The organism is candidate division KSB1 bacterium (assembly GCA_016214895.1).
Lineage (GTDB): Bacteria > Electryoneota > RPQS01 > RPQS01 > RPQS01 > JACRMR01.
Genome location: JACRMR010000003.1, coordinates 65,440 through 86,428 on the forward strand (window position 1 = coordinate 65,440; position 20,989 = coordinate 86,428).

Annotated in this window: 17 protein-coding genes; 8 read left to right on the forward strand and 9 right to left on the reverse strand. The window is 59.6% G+C overall.

Going from position 1 to position 20,989, the window contains the following annotated elements; genetic code table 11:
* Positions 1-61: 61 nt before the first annotated feature.
* Positions 62-493 carry a hypothetical protein gene (locus tag HZB60_02350; protein MBI5058605.1) on the forward strand — a complete coding sequence of 144 codons (432 nt, stop codon included), beginning with the start codon at positions 62-64 and terminating at the stop codon, positions 491-493.
* Between the two features lie 83 nt (positions 494-576).
* On the opposite strand, the gene HZB60_02355 is transcribed toward HZB60_02350, so the two are convergent.
* Complete coding sequence (locus tag HZB60_02355; protein MBI5058606.1) at positions 577-3,669, reverse strand: T9SS type A sorting domain-containing protein; 3,093 nt, start codon at positions 3,667-3,669, stop codon at positions 577-579.
* 279 nt (positions 3,670-3,948) lie between these two features.
* On the opposite strand from HZB60_02355, the gene HZB60_02360 reads away from it, so the two are divergent.
* The gene (locus HZB60_02360; protein MBI5058607.1) at positions 3,949-4,353 is read left to right on the forward strand and encodes a hypothetical protein; all 405 of its coding nucleotides are present in this window, start codon (positions 3,949-3,951) and stop codon (positions 4,351-4,353) included.
* A gap of 169 nt (positions 4,354-4,522) precedes the next feature.
* On the opposite strand, the gene HZB60_02365 is transcribed toward HZB60_02360, so the two are convergent.
* The gene (locus tag HZB60_02365; GenBank protein ID MBI5058608.1) at positions 4,523-5,851 is read right to left on the reverse strand and encodes a TlpA family protein disulfide reductase; all 1,329 of its coding nucleotides are present in this window, start codon (positions 5,849-5,851) and stop codon (positions 4,523-4,525) included.
* 384 nt (positions 5,852-6,235) lie between these two features.
* Between HZB60_02365 and HZB60_02370 the strand changes: the two genes are divergently transcribed.
* Positions 6,236-7,681 carry an aldehyde dehydrogenase family protein gene (locus HZB60_02370; protein ID MBI5058609.1) on the forward strand — a complete coding sequence of 482 codons (1,446 nt, stop codon included), beginning with the start codon at positions 6,236-6,238 and terminating at the stop codon, positions 7,679-7,681.
* Positions 7,682-7,936: 255 nt separating this feature from the next.
* Here the strand turns inward: HZB60_02370 and HZB60_02375 are convergent, their stop codons facing one another.
* Positions 7,937-9,283 carry a T9SS type A sorting domain-containing protein gene (locus HZB60_02375; protein ID MBI5058610.1) on the reverse strand — a complete coding sequence of 449 codons (1,347 nt, stop codon included), beginning with the start codon at positions 9,281-9,283 and terminating at the stop codon, positions 7,937-7,939.
* A 97-nt stretch (positions 9,284-9,380) separates the two neighbouring features.
* Positions 9,381-9,950 carry a thioredoxin family protein gene (locus HZB60_02380; protein ID MBI5058611.1) on the reverse strand — a complete coding sequence of 190 codons (570 nt, stop codon included), beginning with the start codon at positions 9,948-9,950 and terminating at the stop codon, positions 9,381-9,383.
* 258 nt (positions 9,951-10,208) lie between these two features.
* Here HZB60_02380 and HZB60_02385 point away from each other — a divergent pair, with 258 nt between their 5' ends.
* Both HZB60_02385 and HZB60_02390 read left to right on the forward strand, forming a co-directional pair.
* Entirely contained in the window at positions 10,209-10,562 is a 354-nt protein-coding gene (locus HZB60_02385) for a hypothetical protein (GenBank protein ID MBI5058612.1), read from the forward strand.
* A 10-nt stretch (positions 10,563-10,572) separates the two neighbouring features.
* Entirely contained in the window at positions 10,573-10,941 is a 369-nt protein-coding gene (locus HZB60_02390; GenBank protein MBI5058613.1) for a cupin domain-containing protein, read from the forward strand.
* An 87-nt stretch (positions 10,942-11,028) separates the two neighbouring features.
* Here the strand turns inward: HZB60_02390 and HZB60_02395 are convergent, their stop codons facing one another.
* Entirely contained in the window at positions 11,029-11,286 is a 258-nt protein-coding gene (locus tag HZB60_02395) for a helix-turn-helix domain-containing protein (protein ID MBI5058614.1), read from the reverse strand.
* A gap of 297 nt (positions 11,287-11,583) precedes the next feature.
* Here HZB60_02395 and HZB60_02400 point away from each other — a divergent pair, with 297 nt between their 5' ends.
* Positions 11,584-11,904 (forward strand): cupredoxin domain-containing protein, encoded by a 321-nt coding sequence (locus HZB60_02400; protein ID MBI5058615.1) that lies wholly within the window; start codon positions 11,584-11,586, stop codon positions 11,902-11,904.
* 183 nt (positions 11,905-12,087) lie between these two features.
* Here the strand turns inward: HZB60_02400 and HZB60_02405 are convergent, their stop codons facing one another.
* Together HZB60_02405 and HZB60_02410 are read right to left on the reverse strand one after the other, a co-directional pair.
* A complete protein-coding gene (locus HZB60_02405) occupies positions 12,088-12,393 on the reverse strand; it encodes a hypothetical protein (GenBank protein ID MBI5058616.1) in 306 nt (101 codons plus the stop codon).
* Positions 12,390-12,872, reverse strand: coding sequence for a methylated-DNA--[protein]-cysteine S-methyltransferase (locus HZB60_02410; protein MBI5058617.1), 483 nt, complete (start codon positions 12,870-12,872; stop codon positions 12,390-12,392). The genes HZB60_02405 and HZB60_02410 overlap by 4 nt, the downstream gene beginning before the upstream one ends.
* 618 nt (positions 12,873-13,490) lie before the next feature.
* Here HZB60_02410 and HZB60_02415 point away from each other — a divergent pair.
* Positions 13,491-16,883 (forward strand): SUMF1/EgtB/PvdO family nonheme iron enzyme, encoded by a 3,393-nt coding sequence (locus tag HZB60_02415; protein MBI5058618.1) that lies wholly within the window; start codon positions 13,491-13,493, stop codon positions 16,881-16,883.
* 295 nt (positions 16,884-17,178) lie between these two features.
* Here the strand turns inward: HZB60_02415 and HZB60_02420 are convergent, their stop codons facing one another.
* Positions 17,179-18,330 (reverse strand): glycosyltransferase, encoded by a 1,152-nt coding sequence (locus HZB60_02420; GenBank protein MBI5058619.1) that lies wholly within the window; start codon positions 18,328-18,330, stop codon positions 17,179-17,181.
* A gap of 57 nt (positions 18,331-18,387) precedes the next feature.
* On the opposite strand from HZB60_02420, the gene asnB reads away from it, so the two are divergent.
* Complete coding sequence (gene asnB, locus HZB60_02425; GenBank protein MBI5058620.1) at positions 18,388-20,193, forward strand: asparagine synthase (glutamine-hydrolyzing); 1,806 nt, start codon at positions 18,388-18,390, stop codon at positions 20,191-20,193.
* An 88-nt stretch (positions 20,194-20,281) separates the two neighbouring features.
* Here asnB and HZB60_02430 read toward each other — a convergent pair whose 3' ends face one another.
* Positions 20,282-20,911 (reverse strand): PorT family protein, encoded by a 630-nt coding sequence (locus HZB60_02430; protein ID MBI5058621.1) that lies wholly within the window; start codon positions 20,909-20,911, stop codon positions 20,282-20,284.
* Between the last annotated feature and the right edge of the window lie 78 nt (positions 20,912-20,989).

Sequence of the window (20,989 nt, forward strand, 5' to 3'; positions counted from 1 at the left end):
GGGCACCGACTTGACATGGCACCTGCTTTGCATCCACAATGGCGAAAGGAGGTGCAGCACCTTGAAATCTACCACCGCGCCGAACTCAGCTGCCCCGTTCAAGATCTGTCCGATGTGCGGCTACCAGTGGGTGACCGTCGAGCAGCTTGTGACCGACGGCACGCTGCGAGTCAACGGCTATCAGGCTGCCTTTGGCCGCGCCGAAGATGGGCTGATCTTCCTGACTCACGAATGCCCCGGTTGCAATACCACGCTGGCGGTCGGGGCCGCCAGCTTTGCGCATTGGAATCTCGGTCCGCGCTGCGATCATCTCAGTGCGTTCGAGGAGAACTGCCCCAGATACTGCACGGACCGTGAGAATCTGGAACCCTGTCCCGCCGATTGCTCGATGCGCTGGGTGCGCGATGTGCTGCAATATCTGGAGCGACACGAGATTCCACTCTCCGGGCTGGTGACCAGCGATTCAGCGGACCACCGTGGCTTCAGCGCCTGACGCCGTTCGGTCCACGACAACAGCAAAACGGGACAACCACACAGGCTGTCCCGTTTTTTGTATTCGCAATCCCGCACCGCCCGTCAGCGCATCAGCAAGAGCTTCTGCGTCGCGACGCCGTGTATCGTGCTGAGGCGTACAAAGTAGATTCCGCTTCCGACAATCGAGCCGTGATCGTCCACACCGCTCCACTTCAGCTCCTGCATTCCTGCAGGCAGCGGCCGATTCATCAAGGTCGCGACGCGCTGTCCGAGCATGTTGTACAATTCAACCGTCGCCAGCTCCGCGGTCGGCAGCTCGAATCGAATTGTCGTTTCGGGATTGAACGGATTCGGAAAGCAGGGATGCAGCACCAGGGATTGCGGCAGCGAAACCGGCGGCACCGGCGGCTCGACCGCCAGCATCGAACGCAGCGTGTCAATGCAGGCGCTCAGCAATTCCCGCGCATCCTCCGCTTGCAGAAAATAGAGTGGGAAGCTCAGCAGGATCTGTCCCGGCGCGATGATCCCCACCGGTTGATTTCCAAGTCCGCTCGAATCGGTCGGCAATACGACCGACCGATAGAGCGGCACGCCCGGCCAGCGCGGCCACATCAGGTCGATTTCGGGTAGATAGTCCAGCGAATTGCCCCGCCATCTCAGCGACTGGACCTTGGTCGCATCAATGGCTATGTCCGGGAACGAGGTCAACGTGCTCGTCGCGCCGACGAATTGCAGCGATTGGCTCTGCGGCGACCACCGGTTCCACACTTGCAGAGAGTCAAAATTGAGCGGCAGCAGCCAGTGGAAATCGAACTCGCTGCGTAACCGGCCGACCTGAAGTGCGTGCGTGGTGAATATCCGCCGGCCCAGCCGCAGCAATCGGCCATTATGTTCGAGATACTGTCTGAGCACCTCCGCGCGAGCGACGGCAAGCGGGTAGTTCGTGAGATTTCGATTGTCTTCGCTATGCCAAATGACGAGATCGTAATTGGCCAAGGTCTCCAACGAGTAACGGATGCTGGCCGACTCATGCTGCTGGAGGGTGTCGAACGGCAGATTCAAGGTCTCCATGATCTCCCGATACGCGGCATCGACCAGGGTGTCCGCAATGCCGCCAGTCAGATTGAGGTCATTCAGGTTCGCCGGATCGGTCTCGTCGATGAGCAGAATTCGATGTTCGGGGTGCCAGGCGATAGCACTCGCTTGGCTCGACGGCAGACTGGTGAGGCCGCGCGAATTCAGGGCGAACAGGCGATAGCGATATTCGCGACCGGAGATGAGGATTTCATCATCGAATGCCGTTTGCGTTGCGGGGAGCGTGGACCGCATCGTGTCATCCGCCGCGGAAATGCGCATAATCTGATAACTGATGACGAGCGGATCATTACTCGCATTCCAGCTTACGCGAATGCCGTCGCCAAACGCATGCGCCGTGATACCGGTGACCGGCAGCGCCGCGCCGACTCTCACCAACGTATCTTCGCGCGCACTCGAATAGCCGCTGTCATCCACGGCCTCCACGGCCAGAAGTACGTCCTCACCCAGCTGCAACCCGGTCGCGGTGAATTCCAGGCCCGGGATCGGACTCGGTGTCAGCGGAGAAGCCAGCGAGTCGTTCCAGACCCGGACAACATTGTAACCGACGATGTGCTCACCAGCTGCGGCCGACCAGACCAGGTGCACTTGCGTCGCGTCGTTTCCGACCGGACGCAGATTGGCGACGGGCCGCGGCGGCTGGTAGCTGTAATTGCTGTCCCACATCATCCGCGCGGTGCGATAGGTCCGCAGCAGACCGGTGAAATCGTAGAGCGTGGGATCGATGTACAGCGGATCCACCTGCGGGTGCTCCGGATCATGAAATCCCGGTCCCATCAAGAGCGCGAACGTGACCGTGAACTCCTCGCCCGGATTTAAGCGGTACACGCACGCCCCCGCGGGATCTATGTAATCGAACACGCCCACCGGATCGAGGGAGAGCAGAAATCGTGTGTCATAGCCGTTGACGATGTCTGCGCAGTTCTCATTGACCTCGCTCCGCCACGCCTGACTGAGCAGCTCCGGCGTGCATGGCTCCCGATAGAGTTGCGGGTGCGATTGCCGATAGGCCAGATCGCAGTTCAGCACCTGGTCGTAGTCCTGCTCCCCCCCGTCCAAAAACCGGTACTTCGCCAGGTCTCCCATCGGGGTTCCGGAATCGGGGTGCGCCAACCAGCCCGGCGCAAAGTCGTAGGTCAAGTCGCCATTAGACATCCACCAGTTGTAGCCCGTCACAGCATCTGCATTGTCGCGACTCCAGCCGGAGATCCCGATGGCCGCCGGAATCCCGATCGGCCCGGAATGCGAGGCGCTGCGGCGGCCGTCATTGTCAGCCACGTAGCCGATATTCACCGTGTCGCCCGTCAGGGTGTCCGTCAGCAGAAAACCCGTGAGGTCATCCGTGTGCTCATTGAACAGATCGTAATATCCGACGTCGGAGTCACAATAGAGACCGAGCGCCGGGTTGCGCAAGACGTTGGTGCCGATATTGCGTACGCGAAACTCCAGCAACAAAAAATCCGCAAATTGCGGACTCGTCCAACCCAGAATGCTCTGCGTTACCTCTACACCCAACGGGCGATGCGGTCCATCCACTGGATCATCGACCAGCCAGTAATCTTCCGTCAGCGTGTCCGCATAGACGGCGATTGCTTCGAGGTGCGCCCGCGCGGCCGGATCGAAGATGTCCTCCCCGAAGCAGTTGACCGCACCGGGAATGTTCGAGCGCCACCTGATGCCGTGCTGTTCACCCTCGCCTGGCCAGAATTCGTTCACCGACGGATTCAGCCACCCGTCAACACCCACGCTCACGCGAGGCGTTAGCGAATCCGGTCCCTCGACGATCTCCGCGCCGAACCACAGCGCCGCCTGATACAGATAGTGAACACCCGATCCCGGCGGGTACTCCAGCGACTCCGCCCAGCCACCCGGAGGACAGGGGTCCGTGAGTGCATCTTGGCTCGGATCGCTGTTTCCGATGTACCCGAAATTCGTGATATTCAGATCCAGCCGGCCGTTCCGTATGACGGCGTTTTCAATGTTGGGATTGGCGACATCCAGCGCCCTCCGCCGAACCGGCCCGCGACCCGCCGCCGGATCGGAAATCGCCGCATAAACAGCGATCGGCAGCAATAACACGGAAATGAACAGCCGCTTCATGGTAAGCCCTCCGCAGGTTGAACCGCCCCGGTGTGCAACATGAATTTAATGCCCGCCCGGGTGATTGTCAAGTAGCGGTTCGAAACAACCAAAACTGGTTCGCGGGCAGGCTCGAAACCTACCCGCAGCGAAACTGAAGCAGACTACGGTCACGAACGCCGCGTCCGCCGATGCCAGCTGTGCTCCCCGTATCAGTATTGTCCTGCCGCGCGGTCTGCTGGGCAGAGTCGAACCCCCGCCCGGTGTTGGCACCCCGCTTGCACCCATTTCGGAACAAATATGAGGGTCATTCGTATGCAACCGGCTTCATCTACGACCGTCGCTTCATGTTTCAAGGCCTGCCCGATGTGCGGCTACGCGTGGCACACGATTGAACAACTCGTGACAGACGGCACGCTGCGGGTCAACGGCTATCAAGCCGTGCTGGACTCGCCCGTGGACGGAATCTTCTTCCTGACCCACGAGTGCCCCGGTTGTCACTCCACACTCGCCGTGCCCGTGACCAGCTTCGCCGACTGGAATGTCGGCACGCGCCCCGCGCATCTCAACGCGCTGCAGGAAGGTTGCCCCGGCCACTGCGTCAATCGGGACGATCTCGAACCCTGCTCAGCGGAGTGCTGCATGCGCTGGATCCGTGATGTCCTGCAATACCTGAAACGCCACGAAATGCCGTTAGCGGATTAGTCCGCGTCGGGTGCGGCTCTCCCCATATCCCCTGCAACGAAACGGGACAGCACCTCGCTGTCCCGTTCTGATCTCAGTTCGACATTCCCCGCCAGCGCTTCCACTTGAGCGACCGCCACCGGAGATCGGCTTCGCCTCCGGTGAGGAGCAGGGTAGGGGGGCGCATCGGTCACTCCTTGAGCAAATCCTCCACCCACAACGGCAGCTTGTCGGCCAGATTGTAGTCGAAGCCCAGCTCCTCGTAGCGGACCGTGCCGTGCTTGTCAATCGCGCACAAGTACGGAATCCCGTTGAAGCCATACAGCTTGGAGAGTTCCTTGTTGCCGTGCAGGAGTTCCATCGCGTAGCCCTTCTTCTCCATAAAGATTTCGCTCTTCAGCCCCGGCTCTTCCCACACATTGACCGAAAAAATGCGCACGCCCCGTTTGGGCATCTGCGTCTTGATATACTGATCGATGACGGGCATCGCCATTCGGCACGGCCCGCACCACGTCGCCCAGAAATCGAGCAACACCACCTGCCCGCGCAGGTCCGACAGCTTCACGGTCTTCCCCGTTTCGTCTGTCAACTCCCAGTCCGGCGCGGGCTTGTCAAGCCGATGTTCACGCAGCCCGGCAACCAGTTCCTGCGTCGTGGACGCCTTGCGCGCGGCGACTTGTGCGGTCACGTCCTGCCACTGCGGATCCGCGTGCAGGATCTCCAGATCCGTGTCAGAATCCAGTCGATAGGTCTGCGCAAAGCCGGCGGCGGCCGCGGCCCTCAAATGCGCGAACGCTTCGCCGCTGTTGCCCGACAGGGCATAGAGACAGGCGATATTGTATTCGGCGTCACCATGGTCATCGGTGCGCGGGGGATGCTGGAAGTACGCAATCGCCGCGTCGTACGCGTGCGCCCTGCGCAACGCGGTAACATAGCCGCTTTGAATCTCGCTCGGTTTGTATTCCGCCCCGCGCTGTCCCGCCGCAATCAGCGTTTCAACGTCGGCCGTGATCTCCGCCAGCGCCTCGTCGTACTTGCCTTCAATGCAGAGCAACTGCGCCCGCTGCTCCACACCCGCCCAGTCCGCCGAGTCCTTGACCGCGCGCTCGTACTGTGCTCGTGCCGCCGCCGCCTCGCGCTTGTAAATCCGGTAGGCAAACAGAAATTGCTGCGGGAAAGAAGACTCGGAATCGACCTCCGCAAACCGCTGGAACAGCGGCTCGTCCTTCGGGAGCTCCGGCTTCAGCTCCGCCTGTTTGGACGGTGCCGTCGAGTTCTCAAACAAATCGTAAACATACGTCGCGAGTAACAGCCGGTAGCCGTACGACCACTTGGGGTCAAGCGCCACGACCTGACGGCCAATTCGGATCTTGTCGATCGCCGTCGGCGCGACTCGTCCGTAGAGATAGCCCGCACGAGCGGAGTTTGGGTCGCTCTCCCAAGCAGCGCGAAAACGATCAACGACCCCCGCCGAATCCAGCGCCTTCCACTCGTCCTCGGCCTTGCGTGCGACGTCCATGTCCGGAGCATGGTCGGCGTAATCAGCAAAGACTGCCGTCAGTTCGTCCCGGGTCGTAACTCCCTTGAGCGCGGCCTCATACCCCTTGCGTGAATAGTCCGCGGCCTGCGCTTCGGCCAGCCACAGTCCCAGCAGCAAGGCCGCGGCAATGAATACCATTGAAAATCGCATCATCCAGCGTTCGTGTAAGTTAGGAGTGAACTTGTCGTTATCTAACATAGCTAAGATAGCATTTGTTCCCCGGATTCGCAACCCCGGACTGTCCGGCCTTCAAGCGATGTACAGTCAGACCCCTGCAAAGTTACAGCGGCCTCGTCCGGAGTTGATTTTCAATGCCTTCGGTGCTAACTTAGACCATTCGCCTCCCTTTCCCGTGTATCCGCCATGTCCGAGCACTTTCCACAACGGATCCCCGGCGCGACGTCCACCGCCGCACCGCTCGAAGTCCGCGCTCCGTACGACAACGAGTTGATTGCCACGTGTGACACCGCCGACGCACGCGCTGCCGAGCACGCATTGGCCACGGCGGACGCCCTCTTTCGCGACCGTTCCCGCTGGCTGCCGCTGTCCGAGCGGCTGGCGATTCTCGAACGAGCGATCGACTTGCTGAGACCGCAGGCGGAGTTGCTCGCTGTCGAAGCCGCGCGCGAAGGCGGCAAGCCCTTAGCCGACTCCCGGGTGGAAGTGACGCGCGCGCTGGACAGTCTGCGCATCTGCGTGGACACGATCCGCACCTCAGGCGGGCGCGAGATTCCCATGAATCTGAATGCCGCTTCGACCGGTCGCTTTGCGGTCACCCGGCTGGAACCCATCGGGGTCGTCACGGCGGTGAGCGCTTTCAATCATCCTCTGAATCTGATCGCACATCAGGTCGGACCCGCGCTTGCCGCGGGCTGCCCGGTGCTCATCAAGCCCGATCCGCGCACGCCGCTTTCCTGCCTGCGGCTCGTCAACATCTTCCGCGACGCCGGATTGCCCGCCGCATGGTGTCAGCCCGTGATTACTGCCGACAATACCGTGGCGCAGAGCATTGTCGCGGATCCGCGTGTGGCGTTCTTCTCCTTCATCGGCAGCGCGCGCGTGGGCTGGATGCTGCGCTCCAGGCTCGCGCCGGGCACGCGCTGCGCGCTCGAACACGGCGGTGTCGCCCCGGTGATTCTCGCGGCCGATGCGGACGTCCGCGCCGCCGTCGCGCCGATTGCCAAGGGCGGCTTCTATCATGCCGGGCAAGTCTGCGTTTCCGTGCAGCGTGTGTTCGTGCATGAAAGCGTTTTCGGCGAATTCACGTCGCAACTGGTTCACGCCGCGCAGCAGCAGAAGATCGGCGATCCCACGCTGCCCGAAACGGAAGTTGGTCCACTGATTCAGGAGCGTGAGCTCGTGCGGGTGCATGACTGGGTGCACGCTGCCGTACGCGGCGGCGCCCGGCTGCTCTGCGGCGGCAAGCCCGTGAACGCGTCGTGCTACGAGTGCACGGTGCTTGCCAATCCCGGACCCGACGCGCAGATCAGTACGGCGGAAATCTTCGGTCCGGTGATCTGCGTCTACGCCTACCAGGATCTTGACGACGCGATTGCCCGCGCAAACTCGCTGCCTTTCGCATTTCAAGCGGCCGTGTTCACGCGCAGCATCGACACGGCATTGCGCTGTCACGCGCGGCTGAACGCCTCGGCGGTGATGGTCAACGATCATACCGCGTTTCGCACGGATTGGATGCCGTTCGCCGGATTGCGCGAATCGGGCCTCGGCATCGGCGGCATTCCCTATTCCATCCGCGACATGCAGATCGAAAAGCTGCTGGTAATCAAATCCGCGGAGACCCGAGCATGAGACTTCGATCATACTTCGTTCCTTCCCGCCGAGCGGGGACGCACGGCGCGGCGAGCGCCTTTCAGCAACAGCCCGCACAGCCGTACGCACGGAACCAGACAGAACAGCAGCGGGCGACTCTTTCGAGTCGCCCGCTCCATACTATTCGCGGCGGCAATTGTCTCCCGGAATGATTCGCGGCGGCACTTGTCTCCAAGTGCCCCGCTCTTCCACCGAGCAGCGTTTCCTTCCCAGCCGGAATCAAAAGCCCACCCCTTACTTCACGGCAATCACTCGTGCCGTCAGTTCCTGCCCGCCGCTCGTGAGCTTCAGCAGATACACACCCGTGCTCACGCTCGCTGAACTCCAGCGCAGCGCGTGCGAACCGGCCGGGAAGTTCGTGTTCGCGAGCACGGCCACACGGCGGCCCAGCATGTCAAACATTTCGAGCCGCACCTGACCCGCGTGCGGCAAGACAAACGGAATCGTCGTCTCGGCATTGAAGGGGTTCGGATAGACCGGCCCCAACGACAGTTCCGTCGGTACGACCGGGCCGCGATCGTTCGCGGCATTCGCCGTCGTCACGAAGCTCCAAATCGGTCCCGGTGTCGTGCCGATCGCATTGACCGCGGCGATTTCCCAGAAGTAGGTCGTCGCAAAGTCGATCACGCCGGTGAGATCGTACGAAGTATCGGTCAACCCCTGCGCTAACGGTGCCGGCGGATTCGTCGTACCGAAACACACATTGTACGATTCAGCGCCATCCGCCACGGACCACGACAGCACCGCGTTCAGCGGGATTTCGATCGCGCCGTCGTCCGGCACCGGATTTCCGCTCGCATTCGGCAACACACCCGTGGCAAAACTCCAGGTTTCACCTGTGGTCGTCCCCGCATCGTTGCGCGAATCCACCCGCCACAAATACGTCGCACCCGGCGCCAACGGATCCGGCGCGAATACGGTGAAGCCCGAATGATTCTCCACGAGTAATTCCAGGGAGTCCCCAGCAACTCCAAAATAGATGTCGTGAGTCTCCGCTCGCGCGCCGGGCTGCCAAGACAATTCAATCCCGGATAGCAACTGGTCTATGGCGCCGCTGGCAGGTTGCGGATCCGACGCGGCCTCGGGCGGCTGCGGCACAACCAGTTCCGCGGCGATCGCGACTATCGTGGTGTTGGGGCCCGGTTGCAAGCCTTGGTGCGCGCCGACATACAGGCGGACGGTACCCGTTCCGGCAGCGGGAGCCTGCCAGTTGAACGTCGCCGACACCTGATCAAACTGCGAGAGATGAATGCCGTTCGTCTCGCCCGCGACACTGTAGGTCGAAGTATGCGACCCGCCGGAGAGCTGCCCGGCGTTCTGCGTACCGGTTCCGATGCGGCAGGATGCATTGAAATTCTTGATCGCCAGTCCCGACATCCGCTGAATCGTAATCAGGTACGTGGAATCCGGCACATACTCCGCGGGGAATCCGCTGATTTGCACCGTCCCTCCGGCGGAACCATGGCAGGTTGAAGCGCAGGTCCCACGGCCCGGTGATCCGGAGTAACCGGTATTGGTCGGTACGGCATACAGAGCGACTGTCATCGCCAGGATAATGCCCGCAGTCCAGATTGACTTCATGTTGCTTTCCTCTGCTTGCTTACACTTACAATGGCGGTTACCCGGCGGCAGCCCGACCGTGGTCGCCTCGAAGTCCGGCGGCCACTCGCCCTGCCAATCATTCCTTCCACTTGATCGTACAACCAAACGCCTTGGTCACACGTGTCGTAATCTGATCGGGCGACCCGGCCAACAGCAGATCGAGCGCGTCTTTCAGGTCGCGCTTCTTCACCTGACCCGGCTCCGTGTTATCGTCGATCCGGCCCCGGTACTGCACCGTCATCTCCGGTGGGAATAGCAGATAGGCTTCGGGCGTTCGATTCGCTCCGTAGGCCTTCGCGATCTGCTGCGTCGAGTCGTACAAGTACGGGAACGGGTATTTCTTGTCCGTGGCCCGCTTCTGCATCTTCTCAAAGCTGTCCTCGGGCTGCTTCTTCGGATCATTCGGATTGATCAGAATGAACTTCACGCCCTTGTCCGCATAGTCCTGCTGCAACTGGATCAGTCGCGGTTCGTAGGCCTGCGAGAACGGACAATGATTGCAGGTAAAGACCACGACCACCGCCTTGGCCTCGGCCAAGTCGGTTAGCGACACCGTCTTCTCGTCAACGTTTTTCAGTGAGAAAGCGGGTGCCACAGCCCCCGGTTCCGGCCCGGCCGCAAAGGTCCGCAGGACTCCGGTAAGCATGACCGCAAGCAGCGACCGCTGAAGTGCTGTATTCATCTTGCTCCCGATGGGATTACCACAGGTATGAGTGTTCAATTCGGTTTCTGACTGTTCAGTTCCGTCGGTTCAGGACGACCTTGACATTCTCGCTCTGTTTCGGTATTTTTGAACATATGGTTCGCCAAGCTACTCGTTTCCGTTTTCCCGACAAATCGAGTCTAATTTAGCGGTTATTCCTGTTGAGTGTCAACACCCCGCAGCTTCAAAAACGAAAAACCAATGCAGACTTTCTGCCACATCGAAATCCCGGCTGTCAACCTCGATCGCGAAGCCGGCTTCTACCACCAGCTGTTCGGCTGGACCACCGAGGTCATGCGGCCCGGTGAATACCTATTCATCTCCGCGTCAGATGGAGTTCTGCTCGGTGGCCTCACCCGCGTGGGCAAGATGCCGGACAATTCCGAGTTCCAGAACTATGTGGCCGTTGACGAAGTCGGAGCGGCGCTGGTCAGGGCGCGGTCTTTGGGCGGCTCCGTGAGTCAGGAGCGGCGCGATCTCGGTAACGGTATGGGGTTCATTGGTGTACTGAAGTCACCCGACGGGTTCTACCTCGGTGTGTGGTCCCCGAAGTAGGCGACGACTCATGCTCATCCACCGACTTACTGATTGTACAGAGTTTGTCGCCGGGGACGGCACCCGGCTCCGGGAGCTGCTCCACCCTGCCAAGCACCTCATCTCGGCACGTTACAGCATCGCTCACGCAAGTCTTGCACAGGGGCAGTCCTCTCATCTGCATCAGCTCTCCACCTCAGAAGTGTACTACATTCTGAGCGGCGTCGGGCGGATGCAGATCGATGATGAAACCCGCAGCGTATTTCCCGGAGACCTGATCTATATTGCACCACAGGCGAAACAGCGAATAACTTCACTGGGATCTGATGCTCTTGAATTCTTGTGCATCGTTGATCCCGCCTGGCGCGCCGAGGATGAGGTGATTCTCGAAGCCACATAAAGTGATCGGGCGATTGACCTGAAGTCAATCGCCCGATCCAGTTCGATCTGCTGCGCGGGGTCTTCGGACCCCGGCGAGTCCAGCCGGTTATGCGCGGGAAGAAGCTTTCGCAGTTGCCGGGCGCTTGCCCCGACGATTATCGATCGTCGCCTTCTCCTTGGGTTCGGACATCGAGATCTCTTCGATCATATTCTTGCCGACCCATTCTTGAAGCGCTTCCTGCGTAAACTTTATCTGTCCACCCAGCCGGAAGTGTGGAACCCCCCAGCGCTTGTAGCCGTTTCGCAAAGCAGCGGGAGTCTTGCCAAGGAACTTGGCCGCCTGCTGAATGTTGAGAATCACCATGGTTGCATCGTCCTTTCTTGATGTCGCGTTAAACGCCAATCCGGATACCCAAATGAATGGCGGTCGCACTCTGTAAACCTCGCGCCGATTGAAAGGTTCCCACGAACCTCCAAATCCTTCACCTAATCTCCTAACCCCGCCCGATTTTCCACATCTCTGACGGAATCAAAATTTCGGAACATCAAGATCTTACAAACGAATTCCCCGCGCCGCGACCCCACATCAACCCTACTCAGAGTGACGTGAACCTGCATGGAAAACCCGTGGTCTTTATTGTTACAGATTGCAGCCGCTGGAATGATACTGATATTTCTCTTCTTTCGCAAGAGGAATAACAAATCAGACCAAAACACTCCGATTCAACGAGTGGAGGTCAAACTCAGCGGCACTTTCCACCCGGCGGAGACGCGGATTCAGGTTAATCGACCCACGCAACTGCTGATTCACCGCTTTGAAACCGAACCGGAGCACGAGCTGTTCGAAATCGAGGAGCTGAATCTGTATGAATTGCTTCCGGCGAAGCACACGACAATTATAGCATTTACAGCGGAGAAGCGGGGAAGCTTTGGGATGGTAGTGGCCGGCGAGCGGGAGGCGGGGCGACTGATCGTCGAATGAGGTGAATTCCGGAAGCACAGCGTAGTCTCAGGCAGAGGACTTTAGAGAAGGCAATCTGGCGCGCGAAATAGGCGGCCTGTCTTCCGACCACGGAAGAAGCCGGATCCACAACCCGGACCGGGCGAGGCCCGGGATGGACCGAATTGAGGCGGCGGCCCTTGATTGTGGCCGCCGTTCCTTGTTTTAGCGTGTTGCCGTGAGATAGGCTGCGATGAAGAGGAGCGCGGTAATCGCGCCGAATATCAATAGCGTCTTGACAATCAGTCGAACCGCCTCGGCTTTCTGCCCGGCGATCAAGAGCTGGAGCGGTTGGGCCAGAAAGCAGTATCCCATGACGGCTACGGAAAGGGTGAGCAGGGAGATCATGGCAATCGGGACCACAAACGACGAGGCGCTGTGTTCGATTCCCTGGCTAAGAAACAGACCCGATCCGACGACGGTAATGTAAGCCGCGGCGGCGAGGGCATTGATCAGCGGGTTTTTGGTCATAGCATCAGCTCCGGGTCCAAGACCCCTTCGTGCTTGAGCAGCCATTCTTTCCGCCAGATTCCGCCGCCGAAGCCGGTCAGCGCGCCGTTGGTCCCCAGCACGCGATGACAGGGAATAATGACCGGCAGCGGGTTGCGTCCGCAGCACACCCCCACGGCCCGCGCGGTCTGGGTTTTTTTTGTGAGCGCGACGGCCAGTTGGCCATAGGTTCTGGTCTTGCCGAAGGGAATGCGTTCGAGCGCACGCCAGACCTTGAGCTGCAGATCGGTTCCGGTCATCTCCAGCGGCAGGTCGAATTCGGTCCGCTTGCCCGCGAAATACTCGGTCAGTTGACGCCTCGCTAATGTCAGGATAGCGCTGTCGCCACGAGTTCCGCTCCTGCCGTGCGCCACGCCTGCAAACTCGACCTGGATCAGAGCGTTGTCATTCGCAGCGAGATAGAGGTCGCCGATCGGGGTGGCGAGGGTGGTCCAGCGCATGGGCAGAGAGGATGAAGGATGAAGCAGATTGTGGAAGCAGGCGCAACCTATTTTTGACCAAACAAAGTGCTCTAACGCAATGGGTTAGCCGCATTTATCTCGAATGAGACTAATCCAAACCGCTGATGTCTTTTGCAGATACGCAACCGAAACGGTGGTGTTATGTGTCCGAATGGCGGGGGGATGCAGGATTTTTGACGGAACGAACTTCTTTGCCGAAAACTTACACTATGGATAGTCAATTGCAGAGGAGACCGCGTCCCCAGCCTGGCATGAACGATCGATGCAGATGACAGATGGTACATGGGCTGAGAGTTGGAGCCTCTTGGCATAATATAATATACGAAGAATTGGACAAAAAGTCAATAGGTGAACGGGAAACAGCCCAAGTGACGGACGGGATTAGTATTTAAGGCTCAACGTAAGCGGATACTTGACAAAATGGTGATATTTGTAGATATTGAAGAGAGGGAAGAAGGCGGAGGGATGAGGGATGAAGCAGAAACGAGGAAGTACGTCGCGTCGCATGGGCATGCGCTCGGGATTGGATCGACAAAGCACATTACATTTTAGCGGAGCGGGCGGGATGCCGCCGCGTCGGATAGGAGAGGTAATCAAATGAAGCTCGCGTCAGGATTCATGGCATTGCTGGTGTTTGGCAGCATCGCGTTTGCCAATGTAGCTCCCGTTGTCAGCAACGTTACCGCCGTTCAACAGCCGTTGCCGTCGCAGCTCGTGCAGATCAGCTACGACGTGTCCGATGCTGACAATGACACGATGACTGTCTCATTGCAGATCTCGTCGGATGGCGGCTCCACATGGACTGTGCCCGTGAACACCGTGAGCGGAAACATCGGTGACAGCGTTCTGTCCGGTGTGAACTACCAGATTATTTGGGATGCGGGTGCGGATTATCCGATGCAAGTCGGAACGCAGTATCAGGTGAAGGCGATTGCCGATGATCATCAGGTTCTTGTAGGGACGGTTCCGGTTCCGGCTGGTCCGTATTCTATGGGGGCTACCTATCAGGACGAATCCCAGCCAATCCACACGGTGAATTTACCGCTGTTCTATATGGACATCTATGAAGTGACCAACACTCAGTACAAAGCCTTCTGTGATGCCACAAGTCGCGCCTATCCACCCGATCCGGGATTCTACGTGCCTGACTACTTTACCAATCAGGCCTACTCCACCTATCCCGTCGTCAATGTTGAATGGTACGATGCTGTGGCTTACGCGACTTGGGCGGGAAAGCGTTTGCCTACGGAGGCGGAATGGGAGCGGGCGGCCAAGGGGAGCGTAGACAATCGCCAGTGGCCGTGGGGGGATACCTGGGTCGCGGCCAATGCCAACATTGAGGGCAATCTTGCCGACGGCTACACTTATACTTCACCCGCAGGTAATTACCCGAACGGCATCAGTCCAGCGGGGTGTTATGACATGGCGGGGAACGTGTGGGAGTGGTGTGAAGACGATTATCACTTGAGTTACAACGGTGCACCCACTGATGGCAGCGCATGGATAAACGACCCGCGCGGCTCCTACCGTGTTATTCGGGGCTTCTCGTGGAACGGGCCCAACACGCTCGCACGGTGCGCCTGTCGCTACGAGAACAACCCGGCGGATCGCGACTGGGCCATCGGATTCCGTTGCGCCAGCTCGCAAACAGCGGTTGGCTTTGGCGTCAGCCCGTTGTTTAGTTTGGACACAAGACCAATTAATCCGCCACCCTGTACAAATCTGGCGGGCAGCCTCGTTTCTTCCAATGTAGTGCTGACGTGGGCCGACCCAATACAAGATACACTTAGTCGCCCGTTCACGATAAACTTCGTGGAAGTTTGGCTGGGGGCGGTTGAGACTGGAACATTGCTTGCCACGGTCAACCCCGGCGTGCAGACCTTGACGCATCACAAGAACGAAAACGGTTGCAGTTACTGCGTTCGCGCACTGGCCGGGGAATACTACGGGGCTGCGGTATGCGTCGAGACGCAGGAACTCTGCGATACGACAGGACTCCATCGCAACATGGCGCTGGAATGCGGTACTGGCTACGGGATTGGGCAAGTGGGCGGATCACCGCCTGCGCTCGCCGTGGACAACAGCTTGTCCAGCGCGTGGTACACGGAAAGCACGACGGGAAGACTGGTGGTAGCACTGCGGACCTTGTGCGCCTTGGACAGTCTGGTGCTTCACGTCGCCACCTATCCCGACGGCAGCGCCCGGCACGTCGTCTCGATTTCGTCCGACTCCTCGCAATGGCAGACGCTATTAGATACCACGGCGTTCTGGACCGACAGTCAGCGCCTCGTGATTCCCGCGAGTCCGCTGGATACAGTGAAGTACATCTCGCTCTACACGCCCTCGTCCGTGTCCTTCGTTGCATGGTATGAGGTTGAGGCGTATGGACGGCCCTTGCAATGCCGCGCGATGCTTAATGTCGAGCCCCCAGCTATTGGTTTCGGGACGATCAACTGCGATAACCCCTCTGTGCAATACGTCCAACTAGTTAACCTATCTGCGGTCCCGGTGCCCATTCTCAACCTGATCAATTCAGATCCTCATTTTGTTCCTGAAATAGCGCTGATTGGCAGTTGGATCGCACCCTATTCCAGTGGTTCTTTGACCATACAATTTCAGCCATTATTGGAGGGAGCCTTTCAGGATACGTTGTATGTTGTTTCCCGGCTGTTCGGACCGGATACCTTGCGGATTCCCATGTCAGCAGCTGTGCTCTGCCAAGCGACGCTCAACACAGTACCCTCATCTCTCGATTTCGGAACGATCGGTTGCGATAGTTCGGCAGCGCGATATGTTCAAATAGACAATACATCAGAGTTCCCTGCGCCCATTCTTGGCCTGTACAATTCCAATGCCGATTTTCATCTCGACACGTCGCCAATTGGCAGTTGGATCGCACCCCATTCCAGCGCTGGCCTAACGGTGCAAGTCCAGCCGGTGTCGGAAGGATACTTGTGGGATACGCTACGGATCGTCTCCCGACTTTCCGGATCAGATACATTGCTGATTCCGATAACGGCCACTGTGCCTGTGTTCCCGACCGTTCCTGAGAGTCTGGTCGTAAGGCGGGGGACCGGGACCCATATCAACTTATGCTGGGCACCCGTTACGCATTCCATCTGCGAAAACGCTTTGACAATTTCGCAGTACAAGGTCTTTGCTGCGTCCAGTCCGAACGGACCATTCGCGCAGATTGGCACATCGGTGACGAACAGTTATGTGCATCCATTTGTCCTGAACGCACATCCCATCTACTTCTATCGGGTGACAGCATGGGTGGATACCCCCGTGCCCGAAGGAATGGTTCTGGTTCCGGCGGGGCCGTTCACCATGGGAGCTGACTATCAGCCACCGACTTCGCTACCCGTTCACACTGTGAATGTCCCGGCGTTCTACATCGACGTCTATGAAGTGACGAATGCGCAGTACAAGGCGTTTTGTGATGCGACAAGTCGCACTTATCCGGATGATGCCGGATTCATTGGTATGCTCAATTACTTCACGAATCCTGTCTATGCGAATTACCCCGTAACAATGGTCTATTGGGAGGATGCCGTCAGCTACGCAACATGGGCAGGAAAGCGTCTGCCCACAGAAGCGGAATGGGAACGGGCCGCGAAGGGGACAGACAATCGCCTGTATCCGTGGGGAGATACATTTGTAGCGGCCAATGCAAATCTTGGTCTTAGCAATCCAGACGGCTTCGACTACCCCTCACCGGTGGGCAGCTATCCCGTTGGAGTTAGCCCCGCTGGATGTCTTGACATGGCAGGTAACGTTGCGGAGTGGTGTGAAGATGACTGGCACGATGACTACACTGGTGCACCCACCAATGGCGGCCCTTGGATTGACGATCCGCGAAGCTGGTATCGTGTCTTTCGGGGCGGTTCGTGGGCTCTTGGGTACTCGTGGGCGCGGTGTGCCTTTCGTTCACCCACTGTGGCTGAACGATTCAGCCACGGCGGCTTCCGTTGCGCGAAAACTCCGTAGGCGCATATAGGCTTATATTCTCCGAGCGCATGTCCATGCGGCGCTACGGAGATTTCCGATATCGCGCGGCCGTGCGGCGCTACGGAAACGGACCCCCTTGGCCCCGGTCCGATGCAATCGGACCCTACAGCGGAGGGGTGAAAGCTGACGGGCGGCGCAGCCGGTCGCGGCAAACCGACATCCTGAATCTGATCACCCCTCCCGGTCTCCGGCTCAGCGGGGAGAGAGCTTAGTAAGAACGGCACCCTGCGGGGTGCCGCTTGCTTGTTAAGCACCGATTGACTACCATGCCTCCTCATGGCGCGAGGGCGGCGAGTATTCGCCGGCAGCGCTCCTGCCAGGTGTAGTGCTCGGCCACATGCCGGCGGGCGGCGGCGGGCATGGGGGACTTGTCGATCAGCGGAATCGCCTTGCGCAGGGCCGCGACCAACGCCTCCGGATGATCCGGCTCGAACAAGATGCCGTGCACACCATCCTGCATCACTTCGGTGATCGTGGGAAACGCGGGGCCGACGATCAGCCGTTCCGCCGCCATATACTCGAACAGCTTCATCGGCGAGCAGATCGCAATCGTGCGCACCCGCCAGGTCCACATCATGAGCTCGATATCCGCCGCGGCGAGCCAGCGCGGGACGTCGTGATGCGGCACCTGACCCGTGAACCTCACGTTTGAGCAGGACAACCGGGCGGCCTGCGCCCGGTAGTTCTCCACGTCGCCGCCGACTCCGCCGACGAGCACGAACTCCGCTTCCGGCATCCGCTGCGCGGCGGTCAGGATCAGCTCAATTCCGCGATTGGCGTAGAGCGAACCGGTATAGACGATCAACGGTCCGCGCGGGGCGAGGTTCAACGACTGGCGCGCGTCGCGCTTGCTCAGCGTGTTGACGAACAAGGACAGATCGACGGCATCGTGGGCGACATGAATCTTGTGCGCGGGCACACCGAGCTTGCGCCACTCGCGACCCAGCGCGGCCGAGATCACGACGAACTTTTTGCAGTGACGCCGCCGGGAACCGGCCACCATCAGCCGCTGCATGACCCAGGTCAAAAGTCGTGATTCGCGATGCAGCTCCAGCTCGTGGGCTTCGAAGACGAACGGCACGGCTTGCAACGGCAGCAGCAGCATGGCCCACGGCGCGCGCGTGTAGATCAGATCCAACACCGCTTGCCGAATTGCCCGCCGGGCACCCGGCAGCGAGCCGAGCATCCGCAACCGGCCGAGGACGGTGCGCCGTGGCAGGAATACCACATCAAACAGCAGCGGCTGCCCGAACCATTCGCCCGCTTCTTGCACAGCAGCTTGCTGATCGGCATACCGCTCGTTGCGCGGAACAAACAGGGTCACGTCATGACCGAGCAGCGCGAAGGCGCGGCACATCTGCACAATGTGAACGATGTCCGCGTCGAGCGACGGAAACGGCACGGGATAATAATACCCGATTTTCATCGCATTCTGAGTATCAGTCTAAGTCCGAATTCAGCTAACCCTCATCCCCAATCATAGATGTGCGGAATCTGCGGAATCGTCGATCCGGCGGGAACGATCGAACATAGCGAACTGTCGGCGATGGCCGCGCGGATGCACTATCGCGGGCCGGATGCCGACGGGGCGTGGGTGAGCGCGGACCGGCGATTCGGACTCGGTCATCGCCGCTTGTCGATCATCGATCTTGATCCGCGCTCGAACCAGCCGTTCTTGAGCGCGGACGGGCGCCTCGTGATTTCGTTCAACGGCGAGATCTACAATTACCGGGAGCTGAAGCGCGAACTCGAAGGGCGCGGTCATCATTTTCGCACGGCGTCGGATACGGAAGTGATCCTCTCCGGCTACCGCGAGTGGGGGCTCGACTGCCTGCACCGGTTTCGCGGCATGTTCGCGTTCGGCTTGTTCGATCTGGATCGCGAGCGGCTCTGGCTGGTGCGCGATCGCTTCGGCAAGAAGCCGCTGCTCTATTATCGCAAAGCTGATCTGCTGGCCTTCGCGTCGGACTTTCGCTGCTTCGAGGAATCGCCGCGCTTTGATCTCCAGCTCGATCTGACGGCGCTCTACGATTGCCTGACGTACAATTACATTCCCGCGCCCAAGACCGCGTATCAGCATGTCCGCAAGCTCGAAGCAGGCTGCTGGATGTTGTGGGAGCGTGGCGAATTCACGGAGCGTCGCTACTGGGACATCACGGAATTCGGCACCAACGATGTCCCGCTGGCTCAGACGGTGCAGCGCGTGCGCGAGTTGATCGACGAGTCCACGCGGTTACGGATGATCTCGGATGTGCCGGTCGGCGTGCTGTTGTCGGGCGGACTGGATTCGAGTACGGTGGCCTATTATGCGCAGCAGCACTCCGCGACGCCGATCAAGACCTTCTCCATCGGTTTTGATGTCAAGGCTTACGATGAGCTGCGGCACGCGACCTACATGGCGGAGGCGATCCACGCCGAGCATACGACGCAGGTTTACGACTTCGAGGCCGCGCGTGCGGATCTGAAGGAGACGATGCATTTGTACGGCGAGCCGCACGGGGATTCGTCGATCTTTCCGACGACGGCAGTGAGTCGTATCGCGCGGCAGCATGTGACCGTAGCGCTGGCGGGTGACGGCGGCGACGAGGTCTTCTACGGTTATCGTCATTTCCTCGCCCATGCCCGTCACGCCGTGCAGGCCCGGTTGCCGTTGCACGAAGTCGGCCAGCGGGTCTGGCAGTCGGTTGTGCCGATGGGGGCGAAGGGCCGCAACTACGGATTGCGCTATTTTCTCGAGGATCTCGAATTGCACACCGTGCTGCTGGGCGGGCTGACGCGCGCGGACAAACTGCGGCTGGTGGCGGACGATTTGCTCGATGCGACGAAGGACTACGACGACTACTGGTTCTTCCGCAAGTACTGGCGGGCGGAGCTGCCGCTGGCGACGCGGTTGCAATATCTCGACTTGAAGACGTACCTGGTCGAGGGCGTGTTGATGAAGGTGGATCGCGCCAGCATGTCCTGTTCGCTCGAAACGCGCACGCCGCTCTTGAATCATCCGCTGGTTGAAGAGGTCTTTTCCTGGCCGGAGCGCGTGCGGCTGGACGGCGACACGTTGAAATACCTCTTCAAGAAGGCCATGACCGGCGTGCTGCCTGAGCTCATTATCGACAAACCGAAGCAGGGGTTCAGCATTCCGTGGCGCAGTTGGGTGCGCAACATCGAGGAGTTGCGCATGATACGCGGCCGCGGCCTGTTTTTCAAGAAGGGGTTGGTGCTGCCGCCGCTCTACACGGCGCTGGCGATTCAGGATTGGCTGCGGATCAAGACGCAGGGTCGGTTCGTGTAAGCCCCCGCGTCGCGACCCCACTTCGCGTGCGCGGGTCTGGAGACCCTCGAACTGCTATTTAACGGCGGCCCATGGTCGCCGTTTCTCGTTACAATCCGAAGAAATAGTAGCCGACGAAGACCTGGAATCCGTTGGTCTTGAGCTCCGGCTCGTTGTCCATGTCGTTCGCGCTGGAGTAGTCCGAAAGATCAACCAGGCCGAGGTTATATCGCGCGTCGAATTCCAGCGCGCTTCCGCCGAGCGGCAGCAGCACGCCTGCGCCCACATTCAGACTGTAGTTCTGGCTCTTCCACTTGTCAGTGATCGACTGCTGCTCGCCGGGCGCGTCAACTTCGGCCAGCGTATTGAAGCCGACCTCCGGACCGATTTCGATGAACGGCGATGCCTTGGCGGCAGCGAATTTGAAAAGCAGGAACGGCGCGAGCACGATTTCGTCGTTCTTCAGGGTCCCGTCGCCCGCGGGGTTGGTAAACTTCGCGCCCTTCTGGACGAATAGCAGCTCGGCGCGCAGCGCGAGTGGCGACGCCGCACCGAAGTCGATCAGGGCCATCGGCCCGATCCCGAATCCGGTGCGAGTCTTGTAGTCGATCCCGCTTACGTTTTTTGCAGCCACGTTCGAGAAATTGACGCCAAATTTTCCGCCGAGGCGTAGTGCCGCGTTGCTGACGGAAGTCAGGCCGAGCAGCAGGATCGCGCTGACGATGAACACGCGTTTCATAAATCACTCCTCTTTCAGGGAAAGTTCGGGTAAGAGAGCAACGTTCGGGCACGGTTGCCGCCGGCGGCTCCTGTGTTC